At 65.0% G+C, this 23,521-nt stretch carries 22 protein-coding genes and 3 tRNA genes; 17 read left to right on the forward strand and 8 right to left on the reverse strand.

Annotated elements, in window-relative coordinates:
• Positions 1-64: 64 nt before the first annotated feature.
• Entirely contained in the window at positions 65-760 is a 696-nt protein-coding gene (nucS, locus tag IIE29_RS10075) for an endonuclease NucS (protein WP_209325112.1), read from the reverse strand.
• Between the two features lie 30 nt (positions 761-790).
• Between nucS and IIE29_RS10080 the strand changes: the two genes are divergently transcribed.
• A complete protein-coding gene (locus IIE29_RS10080) occupies positions 791-1,087 on the forward strand; it encodes a hypothetical protein (protein ID WP_246475867.1) in 297 nt (98 codons plus the stop codon).
• 98 nt (positions 1,088-1,185) lie between these two features.
• Here the strand turns inward: IIE29_RS10080 and IIE29_RS10085 are convergent, their stop codons facing one another.
• Positions 1,186-2,781, reverse strand: coding sequence for a coiled-coil domain-containing protein (locus IIE29_RS10085; RefSeq protein WP_209325113.1), 1,596 nt, complete (start codon positions 2,779-2,781; stop codon positions 1,186-1,188).
• 230 nt (positions 2,782-3,011) lie between these two features.
• Between IIE29_RS10085 and IIE29_RS10090 the strand changes: the two genes are divergently transcribed.
• From IIE29_RS10090 to ettA, 9 genes are all read left to right on the forward strand, one after another.
• On the forward strand, positions 3,012-4,202 hold the full coding sequence (locus IIE29_RS10090; RefSeq protein WP_209325114.1) for an acetyl-CoA C-acetyltransferase: 1,191 nt from the start codon (positions 3,012-3,014) through the stop codon (positions 4,200-4,202).
• Positions 4,203-4,270: 68 nt separating this feature from the next.
• Entirely contained in the window at positions 4,271-4,585 is a 315-nt protein-coding gene (locus IIE29_RS10095; protein ID WP_209325115.1) for a thiamine-binding protein, read from the forward strand.
• A 79-nt stretch (positions 4,586-4,664) separates the two neighbouring features.
• The gene (locus tag IIE29_RS10100) at positions 4,665-4,871 is read left to right on the forward strand and encodes a hypothetical protein (RefSeq protein WP_209325116.1); all 207 of its coding nucleotides are present in this window, start codon (positions 4,665-4,667) and stop codon (positions 4,869-4,871) included.
• A gap of 108 nt (positions 4,872-4,979) precedes the next feature.
• Positions 4,980-5,053 (forward strand) — tRNA-Arg (locus IIE29_RS10105).
• Positions 5,054-5,273: 220 nt separating this feature from the next.
• Positions 5,274-6,971, forward strand: coding sequence for a dynamin family protein (locus IIE29_RS10110; RefSeq protein WP_216629695.1), 1,698 nt, complete (start codon positions 5,274-5,276; stop codon positions 6,969-6,971).
• Positions 6,968-8,548, forward strand: coding sequence for a GTPase (locus IIE29_RS10115; protein ID WP_209325117.1), 1,581 nt, complete (start codon positions 6,968-6,970; stop codon positions 8,546-8,548). The genes IIE29_RS10110 and IIE29_RS10115 overlap by 4 nt, the downstream gene beginning before the upstream one ends.
• Before the next feature lie 170 nt (positions 8,549-8,718).
• The gene (locus IIE29_RS10120; protein WP_209325118.1) at positions 8,719-9,375 is read left to right on the forward strand and encodes a single-stranded DNA-binding protein; all 657 of its coding nucleotides are present in this window, start codon (positions 8,719-8,721) and stop codon (positions 9,373-9,375) included.
• Positions 9,376-9,452: 77 nt separating this feature from the next.
• On the forward strand, positions 9,453-10,136 hold the full coding sequence (locus IIE29_RS10125) for a DUF6993 domain-containing protein (RefSeq protein WP_209325119.1): 684 nt from the start codon (positions 9,453-9,455) through the stop codon (positions 10,134-10,136).
• Positions 10,137-10,182: 46 nt separating this feature from the next.
• Complete coding sequence (gene ettA / locus IIE29_RS10130; protein ID WP_209325120.1) at positions 10,183-11,865, forward strand: energy-dependent translational throttle protein EttA; 1,683 nt, start codon at positions 10,183-10,185, stop codon at positions 11,863-11,865.
• A 147-nt stretch (positions 11,866-12,012) separates the two neighbouring features.
• Here ettA and IIE29_RS10135 read toward each other — a convergent pair whose 3' ends face one another.
• Positions 12,013-12,246: a hypothetical protein gene (locus tag IIE29_RS10135; protein WP_209325121.1), complete on the reverse strand. Its 234-nt coding sequence runs from the start codon at positions 12,244-12,246 to the stop codon at positions 12,013-12,015.
• Entirely contained in the window at positions 12,243-13,151 is a 909-nt protein-coding gene (locus IIE29_RS10140; RefSeq protein WP_209325122.1) for an acyl-CoA thioesterase, read from the reverse strand. Before IIE29_RS10140 ends, IIE29_RS10135 begins: the two co-directional genes overlap by 4 nt.
• A gap of 94 nt (positions 13,152-13,245) precedes the next feature.
• Between IIE29_RS10140 and IIE29_RS10145 the strand changes: the two genes are divergently transcribed.
• Both IIE29_RS10145 and IIE29_RS10150 read left to right on the forward strand, forming a co-directional pair.
• Positions 13,246-13,788 (forward strand): acyl-CoA thioesterase, encoded by a 543-nt coding sequence (locus tag IIE29_RS10145; protein WP_209325123.1) that lies wholly within the window; start codon positions 13,246-13,248, stop codon positions 13,786-13,788.
• Positions 13,785-14,453: a DUF8185 domain-containing protein gene (locus IIE29_RS10150; protein WP_209325124.1), complete on the forward strand. Its 669-nt coding sequence runs from the start codon at positions 13,785-13,787 to the stop codon at positions 14,451-14,453. Before IIE29_RS10145 ends, IIE29_RS10150 begins: the two co-directional genes overlap by 4 nt.
• Before the next feature lie 23 nt (positions 14,454-14,476).
• On the opposite strand, the gene IIE29_RS10155 is transcribed toward IIE29_RS10150, so the two are convergent.
• The 3 genes from IIE29_RS10155 to pepN are packed head-to-tail and all read right to left on the reverse strand — an operon-like array spanning position 14,477 to position 18,668.
• The gene (locus tag IIE29_RS10155; RefSeq protein ID WP_209325125.1) at positions 14,477-14,881 is read right to left on the reverse strand and encodes a globin; all 405 of its coding nucleotides are present in this window, start codon (positions 14,879-14,881) and stop codon (positions 14,477-14,479) included.
• Positions 14,865-16,010, reverse strand: a complete 1,146-nt coding sequence (locus IIE29_RS10160) for a mechanosensitive ion channel family protein (protein ID WP_209325126.1) — start codon at positions 16,008-16,010, stop codon at positions 14,865-14,867. Before IIE29_RS10160 ends, IIE29_RS10155 begins: the two co-directional genes overlap by 17 nt.
• Positions 16,011-16,022: 12 nt before the next feature.
• Complete coding sequence (pepN, locus tag IIE29_RS10165; RefSeq protein WP_209325127.1) at positions 16,023-18,668, reverse strand: aminopeptidase N; 2,646 nt, start codon at positions 18,666-18,668, stop codon at positions 16,023-16,025.
• Positions 18,669-18,861: 193 nt separating this feature from the next.
• Between pepN and IIE29_RS10170 the strand changes: the two genes are divergently transcribed.
• The 3 genes from IIE29_RS10170 (at position 18,862) to IIE29_RS10180 (ending at position 21,132) form a co-directional block, all read left to right on the forward strand.
• Positions 18,862-19,467: a mycothiol-dependent nitroreductase Rv2466c family protein gene (locus tag IIE29_RS10170; RefSeq protein WP_209325128.1), complete on the forward strand. Its 606-nt coding sequence runs from the start codon at positions 18,862-18,864 to the stop codon at positions 19,465-19,467.
• A 65-nt stretch (positions 19,468-19,532) separates the two neighbouring features.
• The gene (locus IIE29_RS10175) at positions 19,533-20,006 is read left to right on the forward strand and encodes a ribose-5-phosphate isomerase (protein WP_209325129.1); all 474 of its coding nucleotides are present in this window, start codon (positions 19,533-19,535) and stop codon (positions 20,004-20,006) included.
• Positions 20,007-20,019: 13 nt separating this feature from the next.
• Positions 20,020-21,132 (forward strand): alcohol dehydrogenase catalytic domain-containing protein, encoded by a 1,113-nt coding sequence (locus IIE29_RS10180; protein WP_209325130.1) that lies wholly within the window; start codon positions 20,020-20,022, stop codon positions 21,130-21,132.
• 122 nt (positions 21,133-21,254) lie between these two features.
• Here the strand turns inward: IIE29_RS10180 and IIE29_RS10185 are convergent.
• Positions 21,255-21,328: transfer RNA gene (locus tag IIE29_RS10185), tRNA-Pro, on the reverse strand.
• 187 nt (positions 21,329-21,515) lie between these two features.
• On the opposite strand from IIE29_RS10185, the gene IIE29_RS10190 reads away from it, so the two are divergent.
• A tRNA-Gly gene (locus IIE29_RS10190) sits at positions 21,516-21,586 on the forward strand.
• A gap of 410 nt (positions 21,587-21,996) precedes the next feature.
• Positions 21,997-23,349, forward strand: a complete 1,353-nt coding sequence (gene tig / locus IIE29_RS10195) for a trigger factor (protein WP_209325131.1) — start codon at positions 21,997-21,999, stop codon at positions 23,347-23,349.
• Positions 23,350-23,521 lie beyond the last annotated feature (172 nt).

Raw genomic sequence — 23,521 nt, forward strand, 5'->3', positions numbered from 1 at the left:
CGGTACGAGGCTCGTTCACGTCCGTGCGCGTTCTTCGAGCCCCTCCTCTCGCGGGGGAGAGTGATCAGAACAGTCGGGACTCGGGATCGTCCATACCGCGCAGAGCGTCATAGTCGAGAACGACGCAGCGGATCCCTCGGTCCTCGGCCAGAGTGCGCGCCTGAGGTCTGATCTCCTGCGCCGCGAAGATCCCCTGCACGGGGCTGAGCCGCGGATCGCGATTCATCAGCTCGAGGTACCGGGTGAGCTGCTCGACCCCGTCGATGTCACCGCGACGTTTGATCTCGACCGCCACGGACTTCTCGACATGGTCCCTGGCGAGGATGTCGACCGGACCGATCGCGGTCATATATTCACGTCGAACCAGACTGTAGCCCTCTCCGAGGGTCTCGATGTGCTCGGCAAGCAGTTCCTGCAGATGCGCCTCGACGCCGTCCTTGACCAGGCCCGGGTCGACACCGAACTCGTATGTGTCATCGGAGATCACCTCGGCGATGGAGATGATGAGGCGGTCGCCGGTCTTCGTCTGCGATACCTCCCACACTTCGGCCAGGCCGACCGCGGTCTGCTCCGCGTCGGGCTCGAGATGCCTGATCGTGCACGGAGGCGTCATCCAGTTCAGCGGCTTGTAGGAACCGCCGTCGGAATGGATGAGGATCGACCCGTCGGCTTTGAGCATGATGAGGCGGGTGGCCATCGGGAGGTGAGCGGTCAGACGACCGGCATAATCAACGGAGCATTGGGCTATGACAAGACGCACGCGGATCAGCCTACGTGAGACAATGGCCCAATGCCACGATCTTCATCCTCGCGTCGCAAGAACAAATGGCAGAGGCCAGCCCGAGACCTGTCCGAGACCACGGCGGGCATGCGGACGACACGTTCCCTCCCAGACGGAGACTGGTCGGTGCAGACGATCAAGGGCAGCGATTCCGGGAGGGTCTATGTGTGCCCGGGCTGCAGTCGCGAGGTGAGCGCGGCCTCGACCCATATAGTCGCCTGGCGACAGGACGCCCGGCACGGCATCGAGATCGGAGTCGAGAGCAGACGGCATTGGCATACCCGCTGCTTCGAGCGGTTCCGGTGATCGCGATCGACAATGACGAGGGGACCCGCGAACGGGTCCCCTCGTCATTGTCGTGCCCACGGCCGTGCAGATGATCTCAGCGACGGCCGCGGACGGAATCAACGCAGCGAATTGCGCGAACGCTTCGTCTTCGAATTGTTCTTCTTCGATCCCGAGACCTGAGCGTCGATGGCGATGGTGTCCTCATCGGTGGCTCCGTTGGGCAGCTCCCCTCCTCTGCCCTCCCGATCATCGGACTGTGCATCGGAGTCAGACCCGTCACCGGAGCCCGCTGCACCAGATGCCTCGGTGTCAGAGTCCGCGTCGCCGGAACCCTTGTCCTCGGCGTCGCTCGATTCTCCGGGTTTCTGCGCATCGTCGGTCCCGCTCGCCGAAGGCTTCGCCGCATCCTCGTTCTCGCCGGTCTCGCTCGCTGGATCCTGAGCAGCCTTCGCATCCTCGGATTCGGCGGAATCGTCTTCGGCCAGCAGGTCCTCGAGCTCCTGGCCGTTCGCGATCTGCTCGGTGGCATGAGAAGCCGACTCGGCCTTCGCAGGATCGACGCTGTCGCCGCCCATGACCCCCGGCATGGCGAAGAGAGAGCGCAGCTGATCGAGCTGGGCGGTGATCGTCTTACGCTGCTTCGTGAGCAGGTCGACCTGGGACTGCGCGGAGGCCACATTGCGCTTGGCCTCGGCGGCCGACTCCTCGATGGTCGCCTCGGCGGTGGCGCGGGCCTCGGAGATGAGGGTCTGTGCGCGGGACTTGCCGTCGGCGATGATCTCATCGGCCTTCTTCACCGCATCGGTGCGAGTCTTCTCCGCCCGCTCCGCGGCTTCCTTGGCCTCGTTGTCGGCCTTAGCGGCGCGTGCCTGCGCCTCTTCGATGAGCTTCTTGTTCTCTGACTGAGCCTGCTCGTACTGCTTCTTGCGCTCGGACTCCGCTTCCTTGCGCTTCGCCGCGAGCTCGACGTCGAAGTCGTTGCCGGCCTTCTTCGAGGCCTCATCGCGAGCCTTGGCAGCTGCGAGCAGCTCATCGGCCTGCGCCTGTGCCGCAGCCACGGTCTCCTCGGCCTCGGTCTTGGCGTCGGCCCGCAGATCCGCCGCATCCTTCTCGGCAGTGGCGCGCAGTTCGGACAGTTCGAGGTCGAGGCTCTCACGCGCCTCCTTGGCCGAGGCGGCGTTGGCCTCCTTGGCCTGGGTGGTCTCGCGTTCGGTGCTCGCCTTGAGTTCGGCGGCGCGCTTCTCGGCGGCCTTGACCGTCTCCTCGGCGCGCAGCTCGGCCGATGAGATGATCGCATCGGCTTCGGAGCGAGCATTGGACAGGGTGTCATTGCTCTCGGTGTGCATCCGGGCGCGAGCCGAAGCCGCCTCGGCGCGAGCCTTGTTCCGGATGGTCTCGGCATCCGAATTGGCCTGGGCCAGCGTCTCGCGGGCCTGGGACTCGGCGATCTTGAGCAGATGGTCGATCCGGCTTCCGGGAGGACCCGACGCCTCGGCGTTGTCGTTCGCCGCCTTCTTGAGCTGAGCCTTGGCCTCCGAGAGTTCACCCGCGATCTGCAGCTTCGCCCGATCGGCATTGATGACCTGGCTCCGCGCGTCGGCCAGCGCCTTGCGGACCGACTCGACTTCGGTGCGCAACTGCTGCAGGCGCGAATCGACTTCACTCTTTTCGTAGCCGCGCATCGCTGTGCGGAATTCTTCGGTGGGCGTCACTGAAGCGAACTCCTGTCGTCTTGGGAGGGGATGATCTGGGCTGTCCTCGTTCTACTCTAACGGAGACTCCATGAGTGTTGGGTGCGAATGAGCGAGGTTGGACAGCGTCATTCCGAAGTGTGTCGGTCGACCCCGTGATGGAGGCCACAGACTCCTCGACTAGGCTGGGAGGCGTCGAAAAGCACACGTGCCGGGATACGGGTCCAGGCGCGGGAATCCGAGGAGGAAATATGGCTGATGCAGTGATCGTCGCCGGAGCACGCACACCGTTCGGTCGGTTGCAGGGTGAGCTGTCCAAACTCAGCGCCGTCGAACTCGGTGGGAACGCCATCGCCGGTGCGCTTGACCGGGCCGGCATCAAGGGCGACGACGTCGAATACGTCATCATGGGTCAGGTGCTGCAGGCGGGAAACGGCCAGGGCCCCGCGCGCCAGGCCGCCGTCAAGGCCGGGATCCCCATGACAGTCCCCGCTGTGACCGTGAATAAGCTGTGCCTGTCAGGCATCAACACGATCACCCAGGCGGCGCAGCTGGTCCGCGCCGGTGAGTACGACGTCGTCGTCGCCGGCGGCCAGGAGTCGATGAGCCAGGCTCCGCACATGCTCGAGAAGTCGCGCTCGGGCTACAAGTACGGTGATGTCATCGTCAAGGACCATATGGACTACGACGGCCTGTGGGACGCCTTCACCGACCAGGCGATGGGTGGTCTGACCGAAGAGGCGAATGCAGGGGACCGGGAGTTCTCCCGCGCAGAGCAGGACGCTTTCTCTGCGCGCTCACACCAGCGGGCGGCGCAGGCCCAGCAGGCCGGAGCCTTCGACGACGAGATCGTTCCGGTGACCATCAGTTCGCGCAAGGGCGATGTCACAGTCTCCGCCGACGAGGGGGTGCGTCCGGACACGACAGCCGACTCCCTGGGCAAGCTGCGTCCGTCCTTCCGCAAGGACGGGACCATCACGGCCGGCAACGCCTCTCAGATCTCCGACGGAGCCTGCGCCGTGGTGGTCATGTCACGTGAGAAGGCCGAGGAGCTGGGTGCGCCGATCCTCGCCGAAGTCCGCTCCCATGCTTGGACCGCGGGCCCGGATTCCAGCCTGCAGCACCAGCCCTCGCAGGCGATCAAGGTCGCCGCCGATCGCGAAGGAGTGGCCGCGGATTCATTCGATCTCTACGAGATCAACGAGGCGTTCGCCGCTGTCGGGCTCGCCAGCTCGAAGGATCTCGGCGTCGACGAGGAGAAGGTCAACGTCAACGGCGGTGCCGTGGCGCTCGGCCATCCCATCGGAGCGTCCGGTGCCCGCATCGTGCTCACTCTGGCCCTCGAACTCCGACGCCGAGGCGGGGGATCCGGAATCGCGGCTCTGTGCGGCGGCGGCGGTCAGGGTGACTCGCTGATCGTCAACGTTCCGAATCAGGCCTGATTCGTCAGGTCCCGGCAAAGTGGCGGGGAACCGTTCGGTCTCCCCGCCTCTGAGGAAGGAGAACCACCATGCTCGCAGCATTCTCAGTCGCACCGAGCGGGGGAGAAGAACCGGACGCCTCTGTCCACGAGGCCGTTGCCGCCGCCGTCGACATCGTCAGACGCTCCGGTCTGCCCCATCGGACGGACTCGATGTTCACGACGATCGAGGGCGGATGGGACGAAGTCTTCGCCGTCATCAAAGAGGCGACAGAGGCGGTCGGAGAATTCGGAACCAGGGTTTCGCTCGTGGTCAAGGCCGATATCCGCCCGGGATACACCGGCGAGATCGAAGGAAAGCTCGATCGTCTCGAGAAGGCGATCGACGCACGTCGCGAAGACTGATTCGAATTCTTCGGGAATTCACAGTGACGCGGCTCACGTGAAGCGCTACCCTTTTTCCAACGGAAGAAGGAGATGAACAATGAACGGTGCCAAGTACTTCTCGATCGCCACTGCGCTGACTCTGGTGGCTCTGCTGGGCTTCATGCTCGCAGGGTTCTTCCCGATCGTCGTCGACTTCGCCTTCGGCATCGAAGCCGTTGCCGTGGTGCTGGCGATGACCGGCGTGGCGGTGGTGTCCTTCGTGACCATCCGCAGCTCCCTTGAGCAGGCAACGCGTCGCCACTGATCAAGCAATTCGAACCTGCGGCTCCGGACCGTGGGCGCGGACCCCGACGGTCCCGTCCCGCCCGGAGCCGCTTTCGGTTCTCCCACGACCATCGGTTACGATGTGTGAGCCTCCGTAGCTCAGTCGGATAGAGCAACCGCCTTCTAAGCGGTAGGTCGCGGGTTCGAGCCCCGCCGGGGGCGCTTCTCCCGCCTCGGCCCTCGTCCGGTCGTACCGACCCTCTCCGCTTCCAGTCGTGCCGACTCTCTTCCAAATGTGCATTCTGAGCTGTCGCCGCACCCATCGTTATGTCATCGCGGACGGCTGAAGTCTAGAACGAGACGGAGCAGCCACGGGCAATTCTGTGCGGATACGGCGTGGCAATTGGTGCCGAGCTGGGAAAACATAGAGAGTGGATGCGTGATGACAGAGAGCAAGAGCGCCGTGACGCCGCCGATCGGCCAAGCGTTGAACGATATCGTCAAGCGCGTTTCCGAGACCCGCTTCACCCTGCGAACCGAGGACTTCGAGGCCGGTCGCGCAGCACACTCGGCGCTGTCCGCAGAGCTCAACGACTATGTTCTGCCGAGGATCAACCGGGCCCGGACCCCGTTTCTCATCGCCGTCGGCGGTTCGACCGGCGCCGGCAAATCGACGCTGGTCAACTCGCTCGTCGGCCGGACCGTGAGCCCGACCGGGGTCCGCCGTCCGACCACGGGCAATCCCGTGGTGATTCACAATCCCGCTGACGCGAAGCACTTCGAGTCCGACCACTATCTGCCGGACCTGCCGCGCAGCACCGACCCGGAGTCACCGACACCGGGCGTTGTCCTCATCGCCGATGAGGGCATCGAAGCGGGCACCGCGATCCTCGACTGTCCTGACATCGATTCCATCTCCGAGTCGAATCGCGCGCTCTCACGCAGGACCTTGCTCAGCGCCGATCTGTGGCTGTTCGTGACCACTGCGAATCGATATGCCGATGCCGCACCCTGGGCCCTGCTGAAGACGGCGGCCGTGCGCAGCACCTCGGTCGCCATCGTTCTCGACCGAGTTCCGCCCGAAGCCAATCGCGAAGTCAGGCATCATCTGTCGAGCCTGCTCTCCGAGGCCCAACTGGCGAACTCGCCGATCTTCTCCGTGGCCGAACTCGAACTCGAGGACGGGCTGCTCCCTCATTCGGCGATCTATCCCATCCGCTCCTGGATCACGCAAGTCGGAGCCGAGGGCACGTCGTTGGAGCGCATCCGCAGTCGCACACTGACCGGGGCCGTGTCGGCGCTGCCCGGAGAGGTCCGCGATCTTGCGGCTTTCGCACAGTCGCAGGAACAGGCTCACAGCCGACTGGCCGAGGCAGTGGAGAGCCGTTTCGGGGCAGCGGATGCACGACTGACCGAGGTGTTCTCCGACGGCCGAGTCCTGCACGGCGAGGTCAACGCCAGGTGGCAGGACTTCGTGGGCACGGGACAGCTCTTCCGTGGTCTCGAACCGACGATGGCGCGCATGCGCGATCGGATCTCTGCGGCCGTGACGGGTAAGCACGATGCGGCGACTCCCTTGCACATCGCAATCCTGCGCAGTGCTGCCGTATCTCTGCGAGAACAGGCGATCGCGGTCGTCGACGAGGTGAACGCCGAATGGCGCAATACCGCGGCCGGAGCCGCCCTCATCGAAGAGCGACCGGAGCTGCGACATGTCGCGGCAGGCCTCGAAGACTCGGTCAAGTCCGCAGTCAGCGGCTGGTCCGATGAGGTGAATGCGCTCGTGCGTGACATCGGGCAGGGAAAGAAGTCGAAGGCACGGATCCTCTCATTCGGCGTGGCAGGCGTGTGCGCAGTCGTCGAATACGCATCATTCTGGGACCCGAGGCGCTCCGCCGGCGCGGAGCCGGCAGCTGGCCAGGGAGCAGGGGTGGCTCTCAACCTGGCCGAAACGATCTTCGGCGAGGCCGAGGCCGCCGAACTCCTCGCTTCGATCCGGCAGCGCTTCCTGACGGTTGCCTCGGGAATCGTCGTAGGCTGCCGCACCCCATTCGACAACGCACTGAGACTATCCGCGGTACCGGCGCGGCAAGCGAGCGCGCTGCGTTCGTCCGGTGAACGACTTGAGGTGGCATTGTGAACAGTTCTGCACAGACCGAGATCCGACGCCTGGCCGATGGCATCCGGCATTCGCTGTCGCTGAGCGCCGACAAGCTCGCCGAGGATGTTCGCACCGATGCTCAGAACCTGCTCGATCGGGCCGAGGACCGGCTGGGGCTGGGCGAGGACTTCACAGTCGTGGCGTTCGCCGGTTCGACGGGTTCTGGTAAGTCTTCTCTGTTCAACGCGGTCGCCGGTCTCGAGATCGCCCGCGTCGGAGTTCGGCGGCCGACGACCTCACGCCCAACCGCATGCGTGTGGGGCCAGGGCGGAAAGGACGTCCTCGACTGGCTGAGTGTGCCGGAGAGGAGCCGTACGTGGCGCGAATCCGCACTCGACGGTGACGACCAGCGGCGTCTGCACGGCCTGATCCTTCTCGACCTTCCCGACCACGATTCGACGGCGGTTGAGCACCGCGTCGAGTCCGACCGGCTCGTCGGATTGGTCGACGTCGTCTTCTGGGTGGTCGACCCGCAGAAGTACGCGGACTTCTCCCTGCACTCGGAGTATCTGACCAAACTCGCCGAGAACAGCGCGAACATGGTCGTCGTTCTCAACCAGATCGACAAGCTCAGTCCCGAGGAGCAGAAGGCGGCGGCCGATCATCTGCGCCACCTGCTCAACGAGGACGGACTGAGCGAGACGAATGTACGGATCTCCTCGGCCGTGACGAGGGAGGGCATCCCCGAGATTCGCAGCATTCTCGCCGACACCGTCGATTCGAATGAGGCGGCGGCCGAAAGGCTGCTGGCGGATATGCAGGCGATGGCTAAGCGGATCCGAACCGAGCTCGGTGCGCCCGTGGCCTCTCCGGACGAACTTCCGGGCGCATCCCGTCTCGTCGAGACGATGTCGGAGGCCGCGGGTGTCGAAGCGGTGGCCCAGACGGTCCATGATGATTACATCCGCCGTGCCTATCGGAGGACCGGGTACCCCGTGCTGGCTTGGATGCAGCGCAACGCTCCGGACCCCCTCGGGGCCAAACACGGGCAGGGGCGCGATGAGCTCATCCGTGCTTCCGTGCCGGCCACGACCAAGGCGCAGAGTTCACATGTGCGGCTGATGGCACACGAACTGATCACAGAATCGGTGTCGACGATGCCACGGGCCTGGCAGAACGAGGCGGCAGAGGCCGAGAAGCGGAGTACCGACGAACTCTCGGAGACTCTCGACTCGGCCGTCACGGCTGTGGACATCAAACGTCAGGTGCCCGGTTGGTGGTCGCTGGCCAACGTATTCCAGATGATTTTCTTCGCCGCGACCATCATCGGTGTCATCGGTGTCATCGCCTCTGCACTGGTCGCCGCGATCGGTTCCGGGACGCTGCCTGTCTGGTGCTGGATCGTCAGCATCGGTCTGCTGGTCATCGGCCTCATCGGTTCGTTGGTCACCTCGCTGATGGCGAAGTCTGCCCGGAGCAGGGGAGCGAAAGAGGCAGCGGCCGAGGTCGATGGGCGCCTGCGAGATGCCGTCGGTCGCGTCGCCCGGAGCTCTTATCTGGATCCCGTGAAGGTCGTCATCGGTGAGCATCGGCGAGCCTATGAGATGCTTCACTGAGACTTGAGCGCACAAGCTGCGGGACTCGTGGTCGAATGCCCTGTGGACGGAGGAGATCTTTCCACAGGGCATTCTGCGTGTCTGGACATCGTCGTTGTGATCGGGCTGACTGAAGAACCTCGCGTCCGTCGACGGCCGCGTTGAGTCATCCATCAGAAGAGGAGCCACCGATGTCCGCCATTCCGATCACCGTCACCGGCACCATCGCCACCGAACCCGCCGGTCGAACCCTGCCCTCCGGCCGAGCCTGTTCGTCCTTCCGGCTCGCGGTCAATCATTGGCGCGTGGACAGGACCACGGGAGAGTTCATCGACGACGGCACATCGTGGTTCAGTGTCGACTGCTACGGCGACCTGGCCAGCAATACCTCCACCTCGCTGCGCCTCGGCACGGCAGTCATCGTGACCGGCAACCTCAAGATCCGCGAGTGGGAGACCGAAGAGCGCAGCGGCATCGCACCGACGGTCGTCGCCGAACACATCGGTCCGGACCTCCGCTACGGAACCGCACACTATCGAAAGGCCAAGAGTCCCGATCGGGCTCCGGTCCCGTCCAACCGGGCGACGGGGGAGACGGAGTCATCCCGGGACCCGGCATGGGGCGGCCTCGGGGAGACCGCTTCGTTCGGGGACGAGAGCATGTCCTCGGCCTCTCGCACCCATACGTCCCCAGCAGCGGAAACCGGGCACAGCGGGATGGGCGACCCATCCGGTGACCGACAGGGCAGGGACGCTGGCGAGGGGGAAGCCGAGGCCGCCGAGCAGTCCGCCGAGGAGGTCGACAACGCGATCGCGCGCGACACAGCCGACGCTGCCGCGCCGTTCTGACCGATTCGCTGCAGTCGTCGCTCCCACGGATCGGCTAAAGTGAGACTGTCCCCCGTCCCCTCCCGCCGAGGTTTCAGATGCGTCTCGTTCCTGTGCTGGGTGCCGCAGCACTGACTGCGGCATTGTCGGGCTGCTCTCTGCTCGGCTTCGGCGGCGAGGAGCCTCAGCCCGAGCCGAAGAAGACGCACGCGACCCCGGTCGCCGAGGTGGACAAGGTTCTCAAAGCGCTCAAACCGATCACCGGCGAGAAGGACTCGGTTCCGTCGACGAAGAAGTTCTTCTCCACGATGCTCGACGCCGGCTACGAGCCCGAGCAGCTCGAGGCCACGATCGACGAATCGCCGCTGGGCAATGATGTTCCTTCGAAGATGTTCGGGATCAAGACGGACAAGGGATGCGTAGTCGGAGAGATCCGGTCGGGCAAGGCGACGGCCGAGCTCATGCAGCCGACCGAGTCGACAGGGTCGTGTCTCTTCGGTGAGGTCGAACGGCCCAAGGGCGTGAAAGCCCCCAAGGGGGAGAAGCGGGACGAAGACGGTGATTCCAACGGAGCCGGGCATCTGCCGGGCGAGGACATCAACGGTGAGGACGGCCCGACCGAGAGCCCGCAGCCGAGCGAGGACCCGTCCGGCTCCGAAGACGCCAGCGGCTCCGAGACTTCGTCGGATGCTGAGGAGGCTGTCGAAGGCAGCGCCGCCTCATCGAGTTCGGCCGATGGTGGCGACTCCTCGGGAGAGGCGCCCTCGCTCGGGGGAGGCTGAGACCAATTAGCGCTTGAGTGCGCCGAAACGATAGCCTGAGACCACTATGGCCGAATTCATCTACACCATGCACAAGGCGCGTAAGGCGCACGGTGACAAAGTCATCCTCGACGATGTATCGATGTCGTTCTATCCCGGAGCGAAGATCGGTATGGTCGGCCCGAACGGAGCCGGCAAATCAACCATCCTCAAGATCATGGCGGGCCTCGAGCAGCCGTCGAACGGCGAAGCTCGCCTCAGCCCCGGATACACGGTGGGCATCCTCATGCAGGAGCCGCCCCTGAACGAAGAGAAGACGGTCCTCGGCAATGTCGAGGAGGGCGTCGGCGAGATCAAGTCGAAGCTCGACCGCTTCAACGCGATCTCCGAGGAGATGTCGGACCCGGACGCCGACTTCGACGCGCTGATGGAAGAGATGGGCAAACTGCAGGAGGCCATCGACGCCGCCGATGCCTGGGACCTCGATTCCCAGCTCGAACAGGCGATGGACGCCCTGCGCTGCCCGCCGCCGGACGCGCAAGTCTCGGTGCTCTCCGGTGGTGAACGTCGACGTGTGGCGCTGTGCAAGCTTCTGTTGGAGAAACCGGACCTGCTGCTCCTCGACGAGCCGACGAACCACCTGGACGCGGAATCGGTGCTGTGGCTCGAGCAGCACCTGAAGACCTATCCCGGCGCGGTCATCGCCATCACGCACGACAGGTACTTCCTCGACCACGTCGCCGAATGGATCGCCGAGGTCGATCGCGGTCACCTCTACCCGTACGAGGGCAATTACTCGACCTACCTCGAGAAGAAGCGCGAACGTCTCCAGGTGCAGGGCAAGAAGGACGCGAAGCTGGCCAAGCGGTTGCAGGACGAACTCGAGTGGGTGCGGTCGAACCCGAAGGCCAAGCAGACGAAGTCGAAGGCCCGTCTGGCACGGTATGAGGAGATGGCTGCCGAGGCGGAGAAGACGCGCAAGCTCGACTTCGAAGAGATCCAGATCCCGGCCGGACCGCGCCTCGGCGATGTCGTCATCGAGGCCGACGGCCTCGAGAAGGGCTTCGATGGGCGGCAGCTCATCGAGGGGCTCAGCTTCTCCCTGCCCCGCAACGGCATCGTCGGTGTCATCGGACCCAACGGCGTCGGAAAGTCGACCCTGTTCAAGACGATCGTGGGCCTCGAAGAGCTCGACGGCGGTGAGCTCAAGGTCGGCGACTCCGTGAAGATCTCCTATGTCGATCAGTCCCGCGGAGGCATCGACCCGGAGAAGACCCTGTGGGAAGTCGTCTCCGACGGACTCGACTTCATCCAAGTGGGGTCGGTGGAGATGCCCTCTCGTGCCTATGTCTCGGCTTTCGGATTCAAAGGACCGGATCAGCAGAAGAAAGCCGGAGTCCTCTCCGGCGGTGAGCGCAACCGCCTCAACCTCGCGCTCACACTCAAGCAGGGCGGAAACCTGCTCCTGCTCGACGAGCCGACGAACGACCTCGATGTCGAGACCCTGGGCTCCTTGGAGAACGCGCTTCTCGAGTTCCCCGGCTGTGCCGTGGTCGTCTCCCACGACAGGTGGTTCCTCGACCGGGTGGCCACGCACATCCTCGCGTGGGAGGGCACGGAGGAGAACCCTGCGAAGTGGTACTGGTTCGAGGGCAACTTCGAAGCCTATGAGAAGAACAAGGTCGAACGCCTCGGCGAGGATGCGGCTCGCCCGCATCGCGTGACGCACCGTCGTCTCACTCGCGACTGATCGGTTCGGACAGACGCACAGGTGCCCCGGTCTCTGTCGACCGGGGCACCTGTGCATCTGTCCGCCGGATGGGTCTCGCAGCTGAGTTCGGACTCAGGTGCTGGCCGCCAGCCGATTTCGGGCTCCGGACGGGACGCCTGCGGATGTTCAGGAGCTCAGCAGTCGGGCCAGGCGGCCCACCCCATTGAGCACCAGACGAACGAGGACGGTGCCGACCACGCCTGCGACGATCGACAGAACAGCCACGAGACCCATATGCATCCCAGTGTTGGCTCGCAGGAAGAGCAGAGCCAGCATCGAGATGACGATGAACAACGCCACATTGACCAACCGGCTGAGGATGGTGCCGATGATGTCCATCATCGTCGTCTCATCGTTCAACGTGTCTCCTTGATTCGGACCATACCCTCCTGCGCCACCGTGGCCAGCAGGGTGCCGTCCTGAGCGAAGATGCGGCCATAGCCGAGTCCACGTCCTCCCTGGGCAGCCGGTGATTCCTGGACGTATAGCATCCATTCATCGACCCTGACCCGTCGGTGCCACCACATGGCATGATCGAGACTGGCGACTCGCAGCCCGGGGCTCCTCCAGGTCAGCTGCTGACTGCGCAGCACGGGCTCGAGCAGGTTGAAGTCGCTGGCATAGGCCAGTGCTGCGGCGTTGAGCACCGGATCGCCGCCGAAGGGCGCACTCGTGCGGAACCAGGAATGCTGCTCACGCCCTGCGGGAGCGGCGGCCTCGGGCGCGTGCAGGGATGCTTCGACGGGGCGGACCTCGAAGGGACGCTTGCTCAGCCAGTCGGTGACCTGCGGCGAATCGTCGTCTCCGATGATCTCGAGCAGCTCGGGGCAGTCCTCGGGAGCGGGCAGCCCTGTCGGCATCTCCTCGGCGTGTTCGAGGCCCGGCTGCTCGTCCTGGAAGGACGCGATGAGGGACAGGATCGGCGCGCCTTTCTGATACGCGTGCACCCGCCGGGCCGAGAACGACCGTCCATCGCGGAGCCTCTCGACGCCGAACTCGATGGGCTCGCTGACGTCGCCGGCCCGCAGGAAATATCCGTGCAGGGAGTGGATGAGTCTGTCATCGGGAAGCGTCGAGGCCGCGGCGACGACGCACTGTGCGAGCACCTGGCCGCCGTAGACGCGGCCATCCGGCTTGTACTGACTGTGGCCGAGGAAGAAATCCGTCTCGCTCGATGCCGAGGTGAAGTCGAGCCTCCGCAGGTCGAGGAGCTCTTGCAGCCGTGCAACGTTCGTCTCTGTCGCGGCGGATGCTTCATCGGTCATGGGTTTCTCCCTCGGACGACAGTGCCAATGGTGCGTACGAGTCACGATCCTATCGCGTGCCGCACCACAGAGAGGAAGGTGGCATGATGGGAGCATGCACTCAGGCGCCACCGATCCTCTTCTCGACGACTTCACCCGTGTACTGCTGGAACTGAGATGGGGTGACATGGACGCCTACGGGCACGTCAACAATGTCACCCAGCTGAGGCTGCTCGAAGAGGCCCGTGTGAGGGCACTCGGATCACCGACCCACAGTTCCGACGCTCCGACCACGCCCGGTCTCTACGGCATCGCTGAGCCCATCAGCGGAGCGGAGATCCCCGCGGTCTTCGCCGCGGCCTCGGCGACGACCGAGCTGCTCGTGGCCTCCCACTCGATCGAATACCGTGCACCGATTCCCTATCGCACCGGCCCCATCGCCGTCGATCTGATCGTCAGCGAGGTCAAACCCGCCTCGGTGACGGTCGGATACGTCATCTGCGAACCGGACGGCTCCCGGGCCTATACTGTCGCCGAGACCGTCATCGTCTTCATCGACAGAGCGAGCGGGCGCCCGCGGCGCCTGAGCGAATCGGAGATCGATGCCATGGAATCCGTTCTCCGCCCATCCGTACCGCTGCGGAGCAGCCGACGATGACAGTGCTCGAAATCTCTGACCCGCTGGCGATGGCCGACCTCGCCGCGTTCACCTCGCTTGCCCAGCGCGCCGATGCCGACGGCGCGATGCGGCTGCAGGTGATCTCCGACATTCTCGTCGCGTCCGTGGCCCCTCTCTACCCGCACGGGATCGGCGACTCGACGCCCTTGGTGCTGGGGATGAGGATGCTGCGGCTGAGCGGATCTGGACTCGACGGCTTCGATGAGGTGGTGCCGCTGTCTAACCTCCTCGACCGCTTCGCGCGGGAGGAGAACGGCACCTCGCTGCCGGTTCCTCCGAACTCGGTGCTCGTGTCGTGGACCGGGATCGCTCCACCGCGGGGAGGCTGGGACGCCCGCGATACGATCTCGGTCGGTCACCTGCACTCGACCGCGGCGACCGGTGTCGAAGAGATCAGCAGCGGGGCACCGGAAGGGTCGGGAGCGCACGCCGTCAAGGCCCTGCGGTCTCGTGTCTGGTCGCGTGAGATGACGGGATCGCACGGCACCCGGCTGCCCGGGGGACTGGCGTTCGCCGCCACGGCGCTGCGTTTCATCCCCGCCAGGAGGCGAGACGATGATGCGGAGCTGAGCGTGATGGAATCTGCGGGTTGGCTGCGCCTCGTCACCCCGGGCGGCCACCTGCTCACCCGCACTCGCGGGTGAGCCGCGGAAGGCGCTGCTGAGTTTCAGCGGATGTTCGGATTGGCCGTGTTGACCATCGCCGTCGCGGCGCGCTGGAAGTAGTCCCAGAACATCTCGTCGTAGAGCGGAGGCAGGCTCACATCGTCGAGCGCCGCACGCATGCACCGCAGCCACCGGTCTCGGGCATCGAAGTCGATCGAGTAGTCGAAATGCCGCATCCGCAGCCGGGGATGGCCTCGTTCCTCCTGATACGTCGACGGACCGCCGAAGTACTGTTCGAGGAAGGTCTGCAGACGATGCTTGGCGCCGGTGAGTTCGTGTCCGTCGGGGTACATGGCGATGAGCTGAGCGTCCTCGTCGACGTGGTCGTAGAACACATCGACGAGGCGGGTGAAGGTCTCGTGACCACCTACGGCCTCGAAGACCGAATCGTTACTCGTCTGCGTCATCGTTCGATCCTTCGCTCGGGGAGTCCTGCTGGGCAGTGGTGCGGATCTCCTCGTCGCTGGGCAGGCGCGAGGGCGCCGGGTCATTCCGGGAATTCGTGGCGGAAGCCGTACGCTTCTGCCGCACGGGGGCGAGGGCGTCGGTCTCTTCCTTCGCGGCGTCGGAGGATCCGTCACCGCTGGGCAGCGTACGCAGGACCGTCTCCTGGACCATGCCGATCTGCGCACCGCGCTTGGCCATCTCCGTCATGAGTTCGGCCCGGAAGGCCCTCTCGACCATCCACTGCAGGTTCGGCTTCGTCTTGACCATGGTGCGGATGACGCGGTGGGAGCCAGACAGAGATTGGACACCGGCGATCTCCGGGTTCTCGATCATCGCACGGGAGAGCTCGGGGTCCTTCCGGAGCGAGTGGGTGACGGCCTCGGTCATCTCACGGTAGTCGTCCATCGAGGTCGCGTAGTCGATGGGGATGTCGAGGACGGCGCGCGCCCAACCCTGTGAGAGGTTGCCCACGCGCAGGATCTCACCATTGCGCACATGCCACAGGGTGCCCGTGAGGTCCCGGACCTGAGTGCGGCGGAGACCGACGTCCTCGACCTCTCCGACGGCCTCGCCGAGGTCGACGGTGTCACCGATGCCGTACTGGTCCTCGATGACGATGAAGAATCCCGAGAGGTAATCGCGGACGAGCTCCTGGGCACCGAAGGCGATGGCCACACCGGCGATGCCTGCCGAGGCCAGGATCGGCGCGATGTTGAAGTTGAGGGCATCGAGGACCATGAGCGCGGCGATCACGCTGATGAGGATCGTCGTCACCGACGACAGCATCCGCCCGACGGTCCGCGCCCGCTGGGCACGCCGTTCCTTGATCGTCTGCTGATCGATGCCCGTCCTCTGCGCCTCCAGCGCGGTGGAGGAGAACTTCGCGAACCCGGCCGCCTCGGCCTTCTCACTGCCGACCGTGCCCTTGGCCACCGCTGCGGTGAAACGGCGAATGAAGAGACGGACGATGAGATTGACGACCATCGCCCCGATGATGATGACGGTGATCCTCAGGGGACTGCCGAGGAGGAAGGACCAATCGAAGTCGTTCGCGGCTTGGACAGTGTTTTCCATTGCGTCAGAAGTCATGATGTCTCGAGACTAGCTGTCGATATTCAATGATCCATTGGAAGCGCTGGACACACGCTGAACCCGCAGCGCTCGTTCGGCATCGGCGAGGTTCTCCCGCATGAGGCGGAGCAGACCCTTCGGCGCGGCAGGGTGATCGGTGAGCCACCGGTCAGTGGCTTCGACCGTGCCTTCACTCACAGGCGGGTACAGGCGCATAGTCATCGTCTGCGCCATCTCCAGGGTCCGGGTCTCCCACCAGCCGGCCACGCGAGCGAAGTACTCCTCGGAGAAAGGCCGCAGCGGCGCGTCGGAGGCGATGATCTCGCCGGACGGCCTCTGCAGTCCCGCGCCGAAGCCCAGCGCCAGCGCTCCGAGTTCGGAGTTCGGCAGGCCCGCGTCATCGACGAGGCGAGTGAAGGTCCACGACTTCGCCGCCGTGGTGGGACGGGACGCGCGAGCGGTGGCGGCCTGGCGGACACCTGTGGCGCTGGGATCGCGGCGGCTCATCTCGGCGACTGCCGCGTCCTCGACAGCGTCGTGGGCGCAGAGCCCGATGAGGGTCTCCCAGGTGAGGTCCGTGTCCAGGGTGATTCCGAAGACGGACCCGGTCTCCGGAGCCAGCCAGGACGACAATCGGTCCAGCTGCTCCTCGGTGCTCGCGTGCTTGATGAACCCGCACACGAACTGGAACGCCTGATCACTGCCCTCGGGCACCGTGGCGAGCAGCTCGAGGAAGCGGTCCGCCAACCGGGCATGCATGGTCTCGCGCTGCTGCGGCGGCAGGTATGCCGAGACCGCCGAGTCGAGCTGACGCATCTGCGTGAGCAGCCCCGAGGAATGCGTGATCGCGCCCAGATGGGTCATGACCGTGTCGATGTAGTCCTGGACGGGACGCTCACCGTCGCGGACTTCGTCCCACAGCGTGGCGAGGACGAGCAGCTGGGTGAGAGAGTCGTCGAAGTCGCTCAGCCTCCGCGCGGCGGTGCCCATGCTCGCTTCGTCGAAGCGGACCTTCGTGTAGCTGAGGTCGGCATCGTTGACGATGATGACATCCGGACGGGGCAGTCCTCGCGCCTCCTCGACCTCGACGGATTCGTCGTCGAGGTCGAGTGGGAACGAGTGGGTGAGCGCCAGACGCCCGTCTCCGCCGTCCGAGTAGAAGCCGATGGCCAACCGATGGGGTCGCAGCGACGGCGTGGGCTGCCCTTCGAGCGACCACGGAAGCTGGTCGACGCGCAGAGACGAGATCGCACCGTCGTCTCCGGTCTCGACCGCGGCCTCGATGAGGTTGACCCCGGACTCCTCGAGCCACAGCCGCGACCAGCTGGTGAGATCCCGACCCGAGGTGGCCTCGAGCTCATCGAGGAGATCGGCGAGTTCGGTGTTCGACCAGGCGTGTTTGTCGAAGTAGCGCTTGAGCCCGGTGAAGAACTGTTCTCGCCCGACCCACGCCACCAGCTGTTTGAGCACGGAGGCACCCTTAGCGTACGTGATTCCGTCGAAGTTGACCTCGACGTCGGCGAGATCCTCGATCGGAGCGACGATCGGGTGAGTGCTCGGCAGCTGGTCCTGTCGGTAGGCCCAGGACTTCTCGATCGTGGCGAAGGTCGTCCAGGCCTCGGCGAAGTCCGTTGCCTCGGCGGTGGCCAGAGTCGACATGAATTCGGCGAAGGACTCGTTGAGCCACAGATCGTTCCACCAGCGCATGGTCACGAGATCGCCGAACCACATGTGTGCGAGCTCGTGGAGGACGGTCACGGTCCGACGTTCGACCAGGGCCTCGGTCGGACGGGAACGGAACACGTAGTTCTCGAGGATCGTCACAGCCCCGGCATTCTCCATCGCGCCGGCGTTGAACTCGGGCACGAAGAGCTGATCGTACTTCTCGAACGGGTAGGACACGCCGAACTCGCGCTCGAAGAACTCGAATCCGGCCTTCGTGACGCCGAACAGATTCTCGGCATCGAGGTGTTCGAACAGCGAGGAGCGGCAGTAGAGGCCCAATGGAACGAGGGATCCGTCGGACGAAGTCAGCTCCGAATGGACGGAACGGTAGGGCCCGGCGATGATCGCGGTGATATAGGACGAGATCGGCGTCGTGGGAGCGAACTGCCACACCGCCATCGACGGCAGCGGCGTCTCACCGAGCTCGGTGAATGTCTCCGCCGGGCTTCCCGGTGTCGGGGTGGGAGAGTTCGAGACGACGGTCCACTTGTCCGGAGCGACGACGGTGAAGGAGAACGGGGCTTTGATGTCGGGCTGTTCGAAGACGGGGAAGACGCGTCGGGCATCCGGGACCTCGAACTGCGAGTACAGGTAGATCTCGTCGTCGATGGGATCGACGAAGCGGTGCAGACCTTCGCCGGTGTTCATGTAATGGAAATGGGCGTCGACGATGAGTTCGTTCTCGGCAGCCAACCCCGGGAGGGCGATGCGGGCAGGGCCGACCACCTCGGCGAGGTCGAGGTCGAGGCCGTTGAGCCGGACGCGTTCGACACTGGCGGTGATGGCGTCGATGAATGTCGACGACTCCGGTGCTGCAGTGAAGCGGATGCGTGAGCGCACGCGGAAACTCTCACCAACTCCTGTGAGGATCAGGGTGTGCTCGTAGCTCGAGACGTCCACGAGTGCGGAACGTTCGCGTGCTTCGTCGCGGGTGAGGTTGTGTTGCGGCACAGTGAGGTGACCTTCGCTTCGGGAACCGGGTGTACTCCGTCATTCTTTCATGGACGGACGTTCTCCCGGCGGCATTTCCCCTGACGACCGAGATTCGATCGCTTTCCCCGCTCTCGGCTCGCCTTGATAGATTGAGCACCGAAGAGGCGGGCGCCCCCGAGGTTCCCCGCGATCGAAAGAAGGAGGAGAGACAGTGAGCAAGGAAACACTCGAACTGTGGTTCGATACGGCCTGCCCGTGGGCCTGGATGACCTCCCGCTGGGGCCTCGAAGTGGCCGAGGTGCGTGATGTCGAGGTGAGGTTCCGCCCCATGAGCCTCAACTTCCTCAACCGCGACAAGGACATCGACGAGGACTACCGGGCACTGATGAACCGGGCGCTTGCCCCGATGCGCATCGTCACAGCCGCGATCTCCCTGCACGGCGAAGAGGTGGCCGAGCCCCTCTACACCGCAATCGGCACCCGCATCCACCCGGGCGGCGAGAAGGACTTCGACAAGGCGGTCACCGACGCCCTCGCCGAGGTGGGTCTTCCCGCCGATCTCAAGAAGTACGGGGAGACCGACGACTATGACGCCGCTCTCCAGGCCTCCCACGACGAAGCGCTGGCTCTCGTCGGCGATGATGTCGGCACCCCGATCTGCCGCGTGGCGGGCACCGCCTTCTTCGGACCGGTCGTGACTCCGGCACCGAAGGGCGAGGACGCCGGCCGACTCTTCGACGGAGTCCTCGCAGTCGCCTCGACACCAGGGTTCTTCGAGCTCAAACGCACCCGCGACCAGGGACCGAACTTCGACTGAAGCGGCCCGGTCGCCCCTCCTCACCAGCACACACAGATCCGCAGCGATCACCGAAAGGCAGACATATGAAGGTTCACCTCGGCACCGACCACGCCGGATTCGATTTCAAGGAAGTCCTCAAGGGCCACCTCGCCGAGGCGGGGCACGAGGTCGTCGACCACGGCGCGCTCGAATACGACGCACTCGATGACTACCCGGCGTTCTGCATCGCCGCGGCTCAGGCTGTGGTCGAGGACCGGGCCGCCGGCGTCGAGGCGCTCGGAGTCGTCATCGGCGGGTCCGGAAACGGCGAGCAGATGGCGGCGAACCTGGTCAGCGGGGCACGCACCGCTCTGGCGTGGAACCCGGAGATCGCGAAGCTCGCACGGCAGCACAATGATGCTCAGCTCGTCGCAGTCGGCGCTCGGCAGCATCCCGAGGACGAGGCGATCGCCATCGTGGACGCCTTCCTGGCAGAACCCTTCTCGGGCGACGAGCGCCATGCACGTCGGATCGCCATCATGGCCGACTACGAGGAGCAGGGCCCAGCGGCCCTGTGAGAGGGAGGGCGCTGTGAAGATCCAGGGCGCGGTGCTGCGTGAGCTGGAGCGACCCAGGCCGTTCGCGCAGACGCGGCCGATGACGTTCGAAGAGCTTGAGCTCGACGATCCGGGACCCGGCGAAGTCCTCATCCGCATGCGGGCCGCCGGGGTCTGCCATTCGGACCTCTCCGTCGTCGACGGCAACAGGCCCAGACCCGTGCCGATGCTTCTCGGGCATGAGGGCGCAGGTGTCGTCGAGAAGCTCGGGGAGGGCGTCGACGACCTCGAGATCGGCCAGCAGGTCGTGACGGTGTTCCTGCCGCGATGCGGCGTATGTGCGAACTGCCGCACCGACGGCAAACTGCCGTGCATTCGCGGCAGTGCGACGAACGGGGCCGGGACTCTGCCATTCGACGGTCACAAGGTCCGGCTGCACGACGGTTCCGGTGCCGAGGTGCTCCACCACCTCGGCGCGTCCGTGTTCGCCACGCACGCAGTGCTCAACCGTGCCTCAGTCGTACCCGTCGACGACGATGTTCCCGCTCCGATCGCCGCAGTGCTCGGCTGTGCTGTGCTCACCGGCGGGGGAGCGGTGCTCAACGCAGGCCGCCCCGGCGCCGGCGACGAAGTGATGATCGTCGGCCTCGGCGGGGTCGGCATGGCCGCGCTCATCGCAGCGCTGTCGATCGAGACAGCCGGTGTCATCGGCGTCGATGCGAACCCGGACAAGCTCGTTCGGGCGAAGGAGCTCGGTGCTGCGGAGGTGTTCACGCCCGAGCAGCTCGGGGACCGCAGGGCACCCGTCGTCATCGAATGCGTCGGACATGCTCGTGCCTTCGAGACCGCTTTCGAAGCGACGGCAGTGGGAGGCACGACCGTGACCGTGGGTCTGCCCGCTCCAGACGCTCAGTCACATATCACGCCGGTGACGCTGACGGCAGAAGCGCGCACGGTCATCGGTTCCTATCTCGGCTCGGCCGTGCCCAGCCGAGACATCCCCGTCTACGCCGACCTGTGGCGAGCCGGGAAGCTGCCGGTCGACGAGCTCATCTCCGACACCATCGGACTGACCGATCTCAACTCCGCCTTCGACGCGCTTGCCGACGGCGCGGTCGTGCGCCAGATCATCGACTTCGAGGCGTGAAGCCGGCGAGGTGCCTGGGGTCGCCCGATTTCAGAGAGCGCCGAGCCCGTGTGCAGGCGGATGCCGGGTGAGACGGAGACAGACAGCCGCTCGGACCAGCAGGTCCGAGCGGCTGTTGTTCGTCGGGATGACAGGATTTGAACCTGCGACCCTCTGTTCCCAAAACAGATGCGCTACCAAGCTGCGCCACATCCCGCGACGGCATCTATCTAACCACAGCCGGGTTGCCGGTCGCACCTCCGCAGCAGACCTCGCGGGGCAATGCGATGCACCTCACAATGGCCGGGCGACTGGGCGCTGGAGCCGACTCCGCTGTGACGCAGTTCATGAAAGGCGGATTTGGCGGCGGCGGGAAGTCTGGACTATAGTCGATCTCGCACCACGGGGATGTAGCTCAATGGTAGAGCCTCAGTCTTCCAAACTGATGGTGCGGGTTCGATTCCCGTCATCCCCTCAGCGAGCCGGTCTGACCTTCGGGTCAGGCCGGTTTTCTCATGTCCGCGCAGGATTTCGCCGTATCCGAGGGCGGCCATGGTCGCGGCCTCGGGCATATAGCCGTCGGCCTCCGCGGGCCCCTGGTCGTCGATGATGGCGGACGCCGTCGAGTTCGGCGATGGGTGCCGCGCATGGGGAGGTGCGGCGCTTGCCGGAAAACCGCCCGGTTTCGCGTATCGACCGAGGTTTCGCGTAATATAGGTGATTGCGTCTTGCGGACGTGCGCGAAGAATTCGTGGACTTTCGCTCCCCTTAAGGTCACGAGATGGCCGATCAGGCTGTGAGATGGTCGTTTGCGGCCATGAACGGGGCCGATCAGGTCGGAAGATGGCCGAACATGCATGACTGTCGAAATTGAAAGGTCGCACTGTGAAGAGCTCCGTCGAGCAACTCGACCCCACGCGGGTCAAGATCAGCGTGGAAGTCCCATACGCCGAACTCAAACCGAGCGTCGACGAGGCATACAAGACCATCGGTGCTCAGGTCACCGTCCCCGGCTTCCGCAAGGGCAAGGTCCCCGCGCGCATCATCGATCAGCGGATCGGTCGTCCCGCAGTGATCCAGGAGGCCATCAACAACGGCCTCGATGACTTCTACCGCAATGCCGTGGAAGAGAACGAGCTCAAGCCGATGGGTCAGCCCGAGGTCGAGATCTCCGAGGTGCCCGGACTCGACGGCACCGAAGACGGAGACCTCAACTTCACCGTCGAAGTCGATGTCCGCCCCGAGATCGAGCTGCCCGCCTACGATTCGATCACCATCGAGGTCGACCCCATCGAGGTCACCGACGAGGACGTGGACGCCGAGCTCGAGCAGCTGCGCACCCGCTTCGGAACCCTGACCTCGGTCGATCGCCCCGCGGCAGAGGGCGACTTCGTCACCCTCGATCTGGTCGCCACCATCGATGATGAAGAGATCGACACCGCCTCCGACATCTCCTACCAGGTCGGTGCCGGCACGATGCTCGAGGGCATGGACGAGGCTCTCGACGGTCTCTCCGCCGGTGAGACCACGACCTTCGAAACCACATTCGCCGGCGGCGAGCATGCCGGTGAGCAGGGCACGGTGAAGATCACCCTCAGTGCTGTGAAGGAACGTGAGCTGCCCGAGGCGGACGATGACTTCGCTCAGCTGGCCAGTGAGTTCGACACGATCGCCGAACTGCGCGAAGACCTGCGTGAGCAGGCCGGCAAGCAGAAGGAGACCGACCAGGGCGTGCAGGCGCGTGACAAGGTGCTCGAGCACCTCGTCGAGACCCTCGAGGTCCCGGTGCCGGCGAAGATCGTCACCGATGAGGTCGAGCGGCATCTCGAGTCCGAGAACCGGTCGGACGATGACGATCATCGCAAGGAGGTCACCGAGGAGACTGAGCGCAACCTGCGCACGCAGTTCATCCTCGACGCCGTCTCCGAGGCTGAGAACGTCGAGGTCAGCCAGCCCGAGCTCATCGAGTACCTGATCTCCGCATCGCAGCAGTACGGGATGAACCCGAACGAGTTCGCGCAGATGCTCGACAGCTCCGGGCAGGTCAACGCACTGGTCGGAGAGGTCTCGCGCCGCAAGGCCCTGGCCGCAGTGCTTGCCGGTGCCACGGTCAAGGACACCGCCGGAAACGTCGTCGACATGGAGGCCTTCACCTCCGCCGGAGACGATGAGGAAGCCGCCGAGGCCGACGCCGAGGCTGCGGACGAAGTGCCGGCAGAGGCCGCCGAGGAGAACTGAGGAAGAGCCGCTTCACTTGCGGATTCCGGATGAGACGGTGGGCGCGGACGTGGGTCCGCGCCCACCGTCTCTGCCTATCCGCACACGTCGATCACGCTGAGGGCGAACACGGGCCTCGCCGCGGACTAAAACCCGGTGGGGAGCGGTTAGAGTCCATAACAAGCCATCCACA

This window comes from Brevibacterium renqingii, assembly GCF_017808095.1.
Taxonomy (GTDB): Bacteria; Actinomycetota; Actinomycetes; order Actinomycetales; family Brevibacteriaceae; genus Brevibacterium; species Brevibacterium renqingii.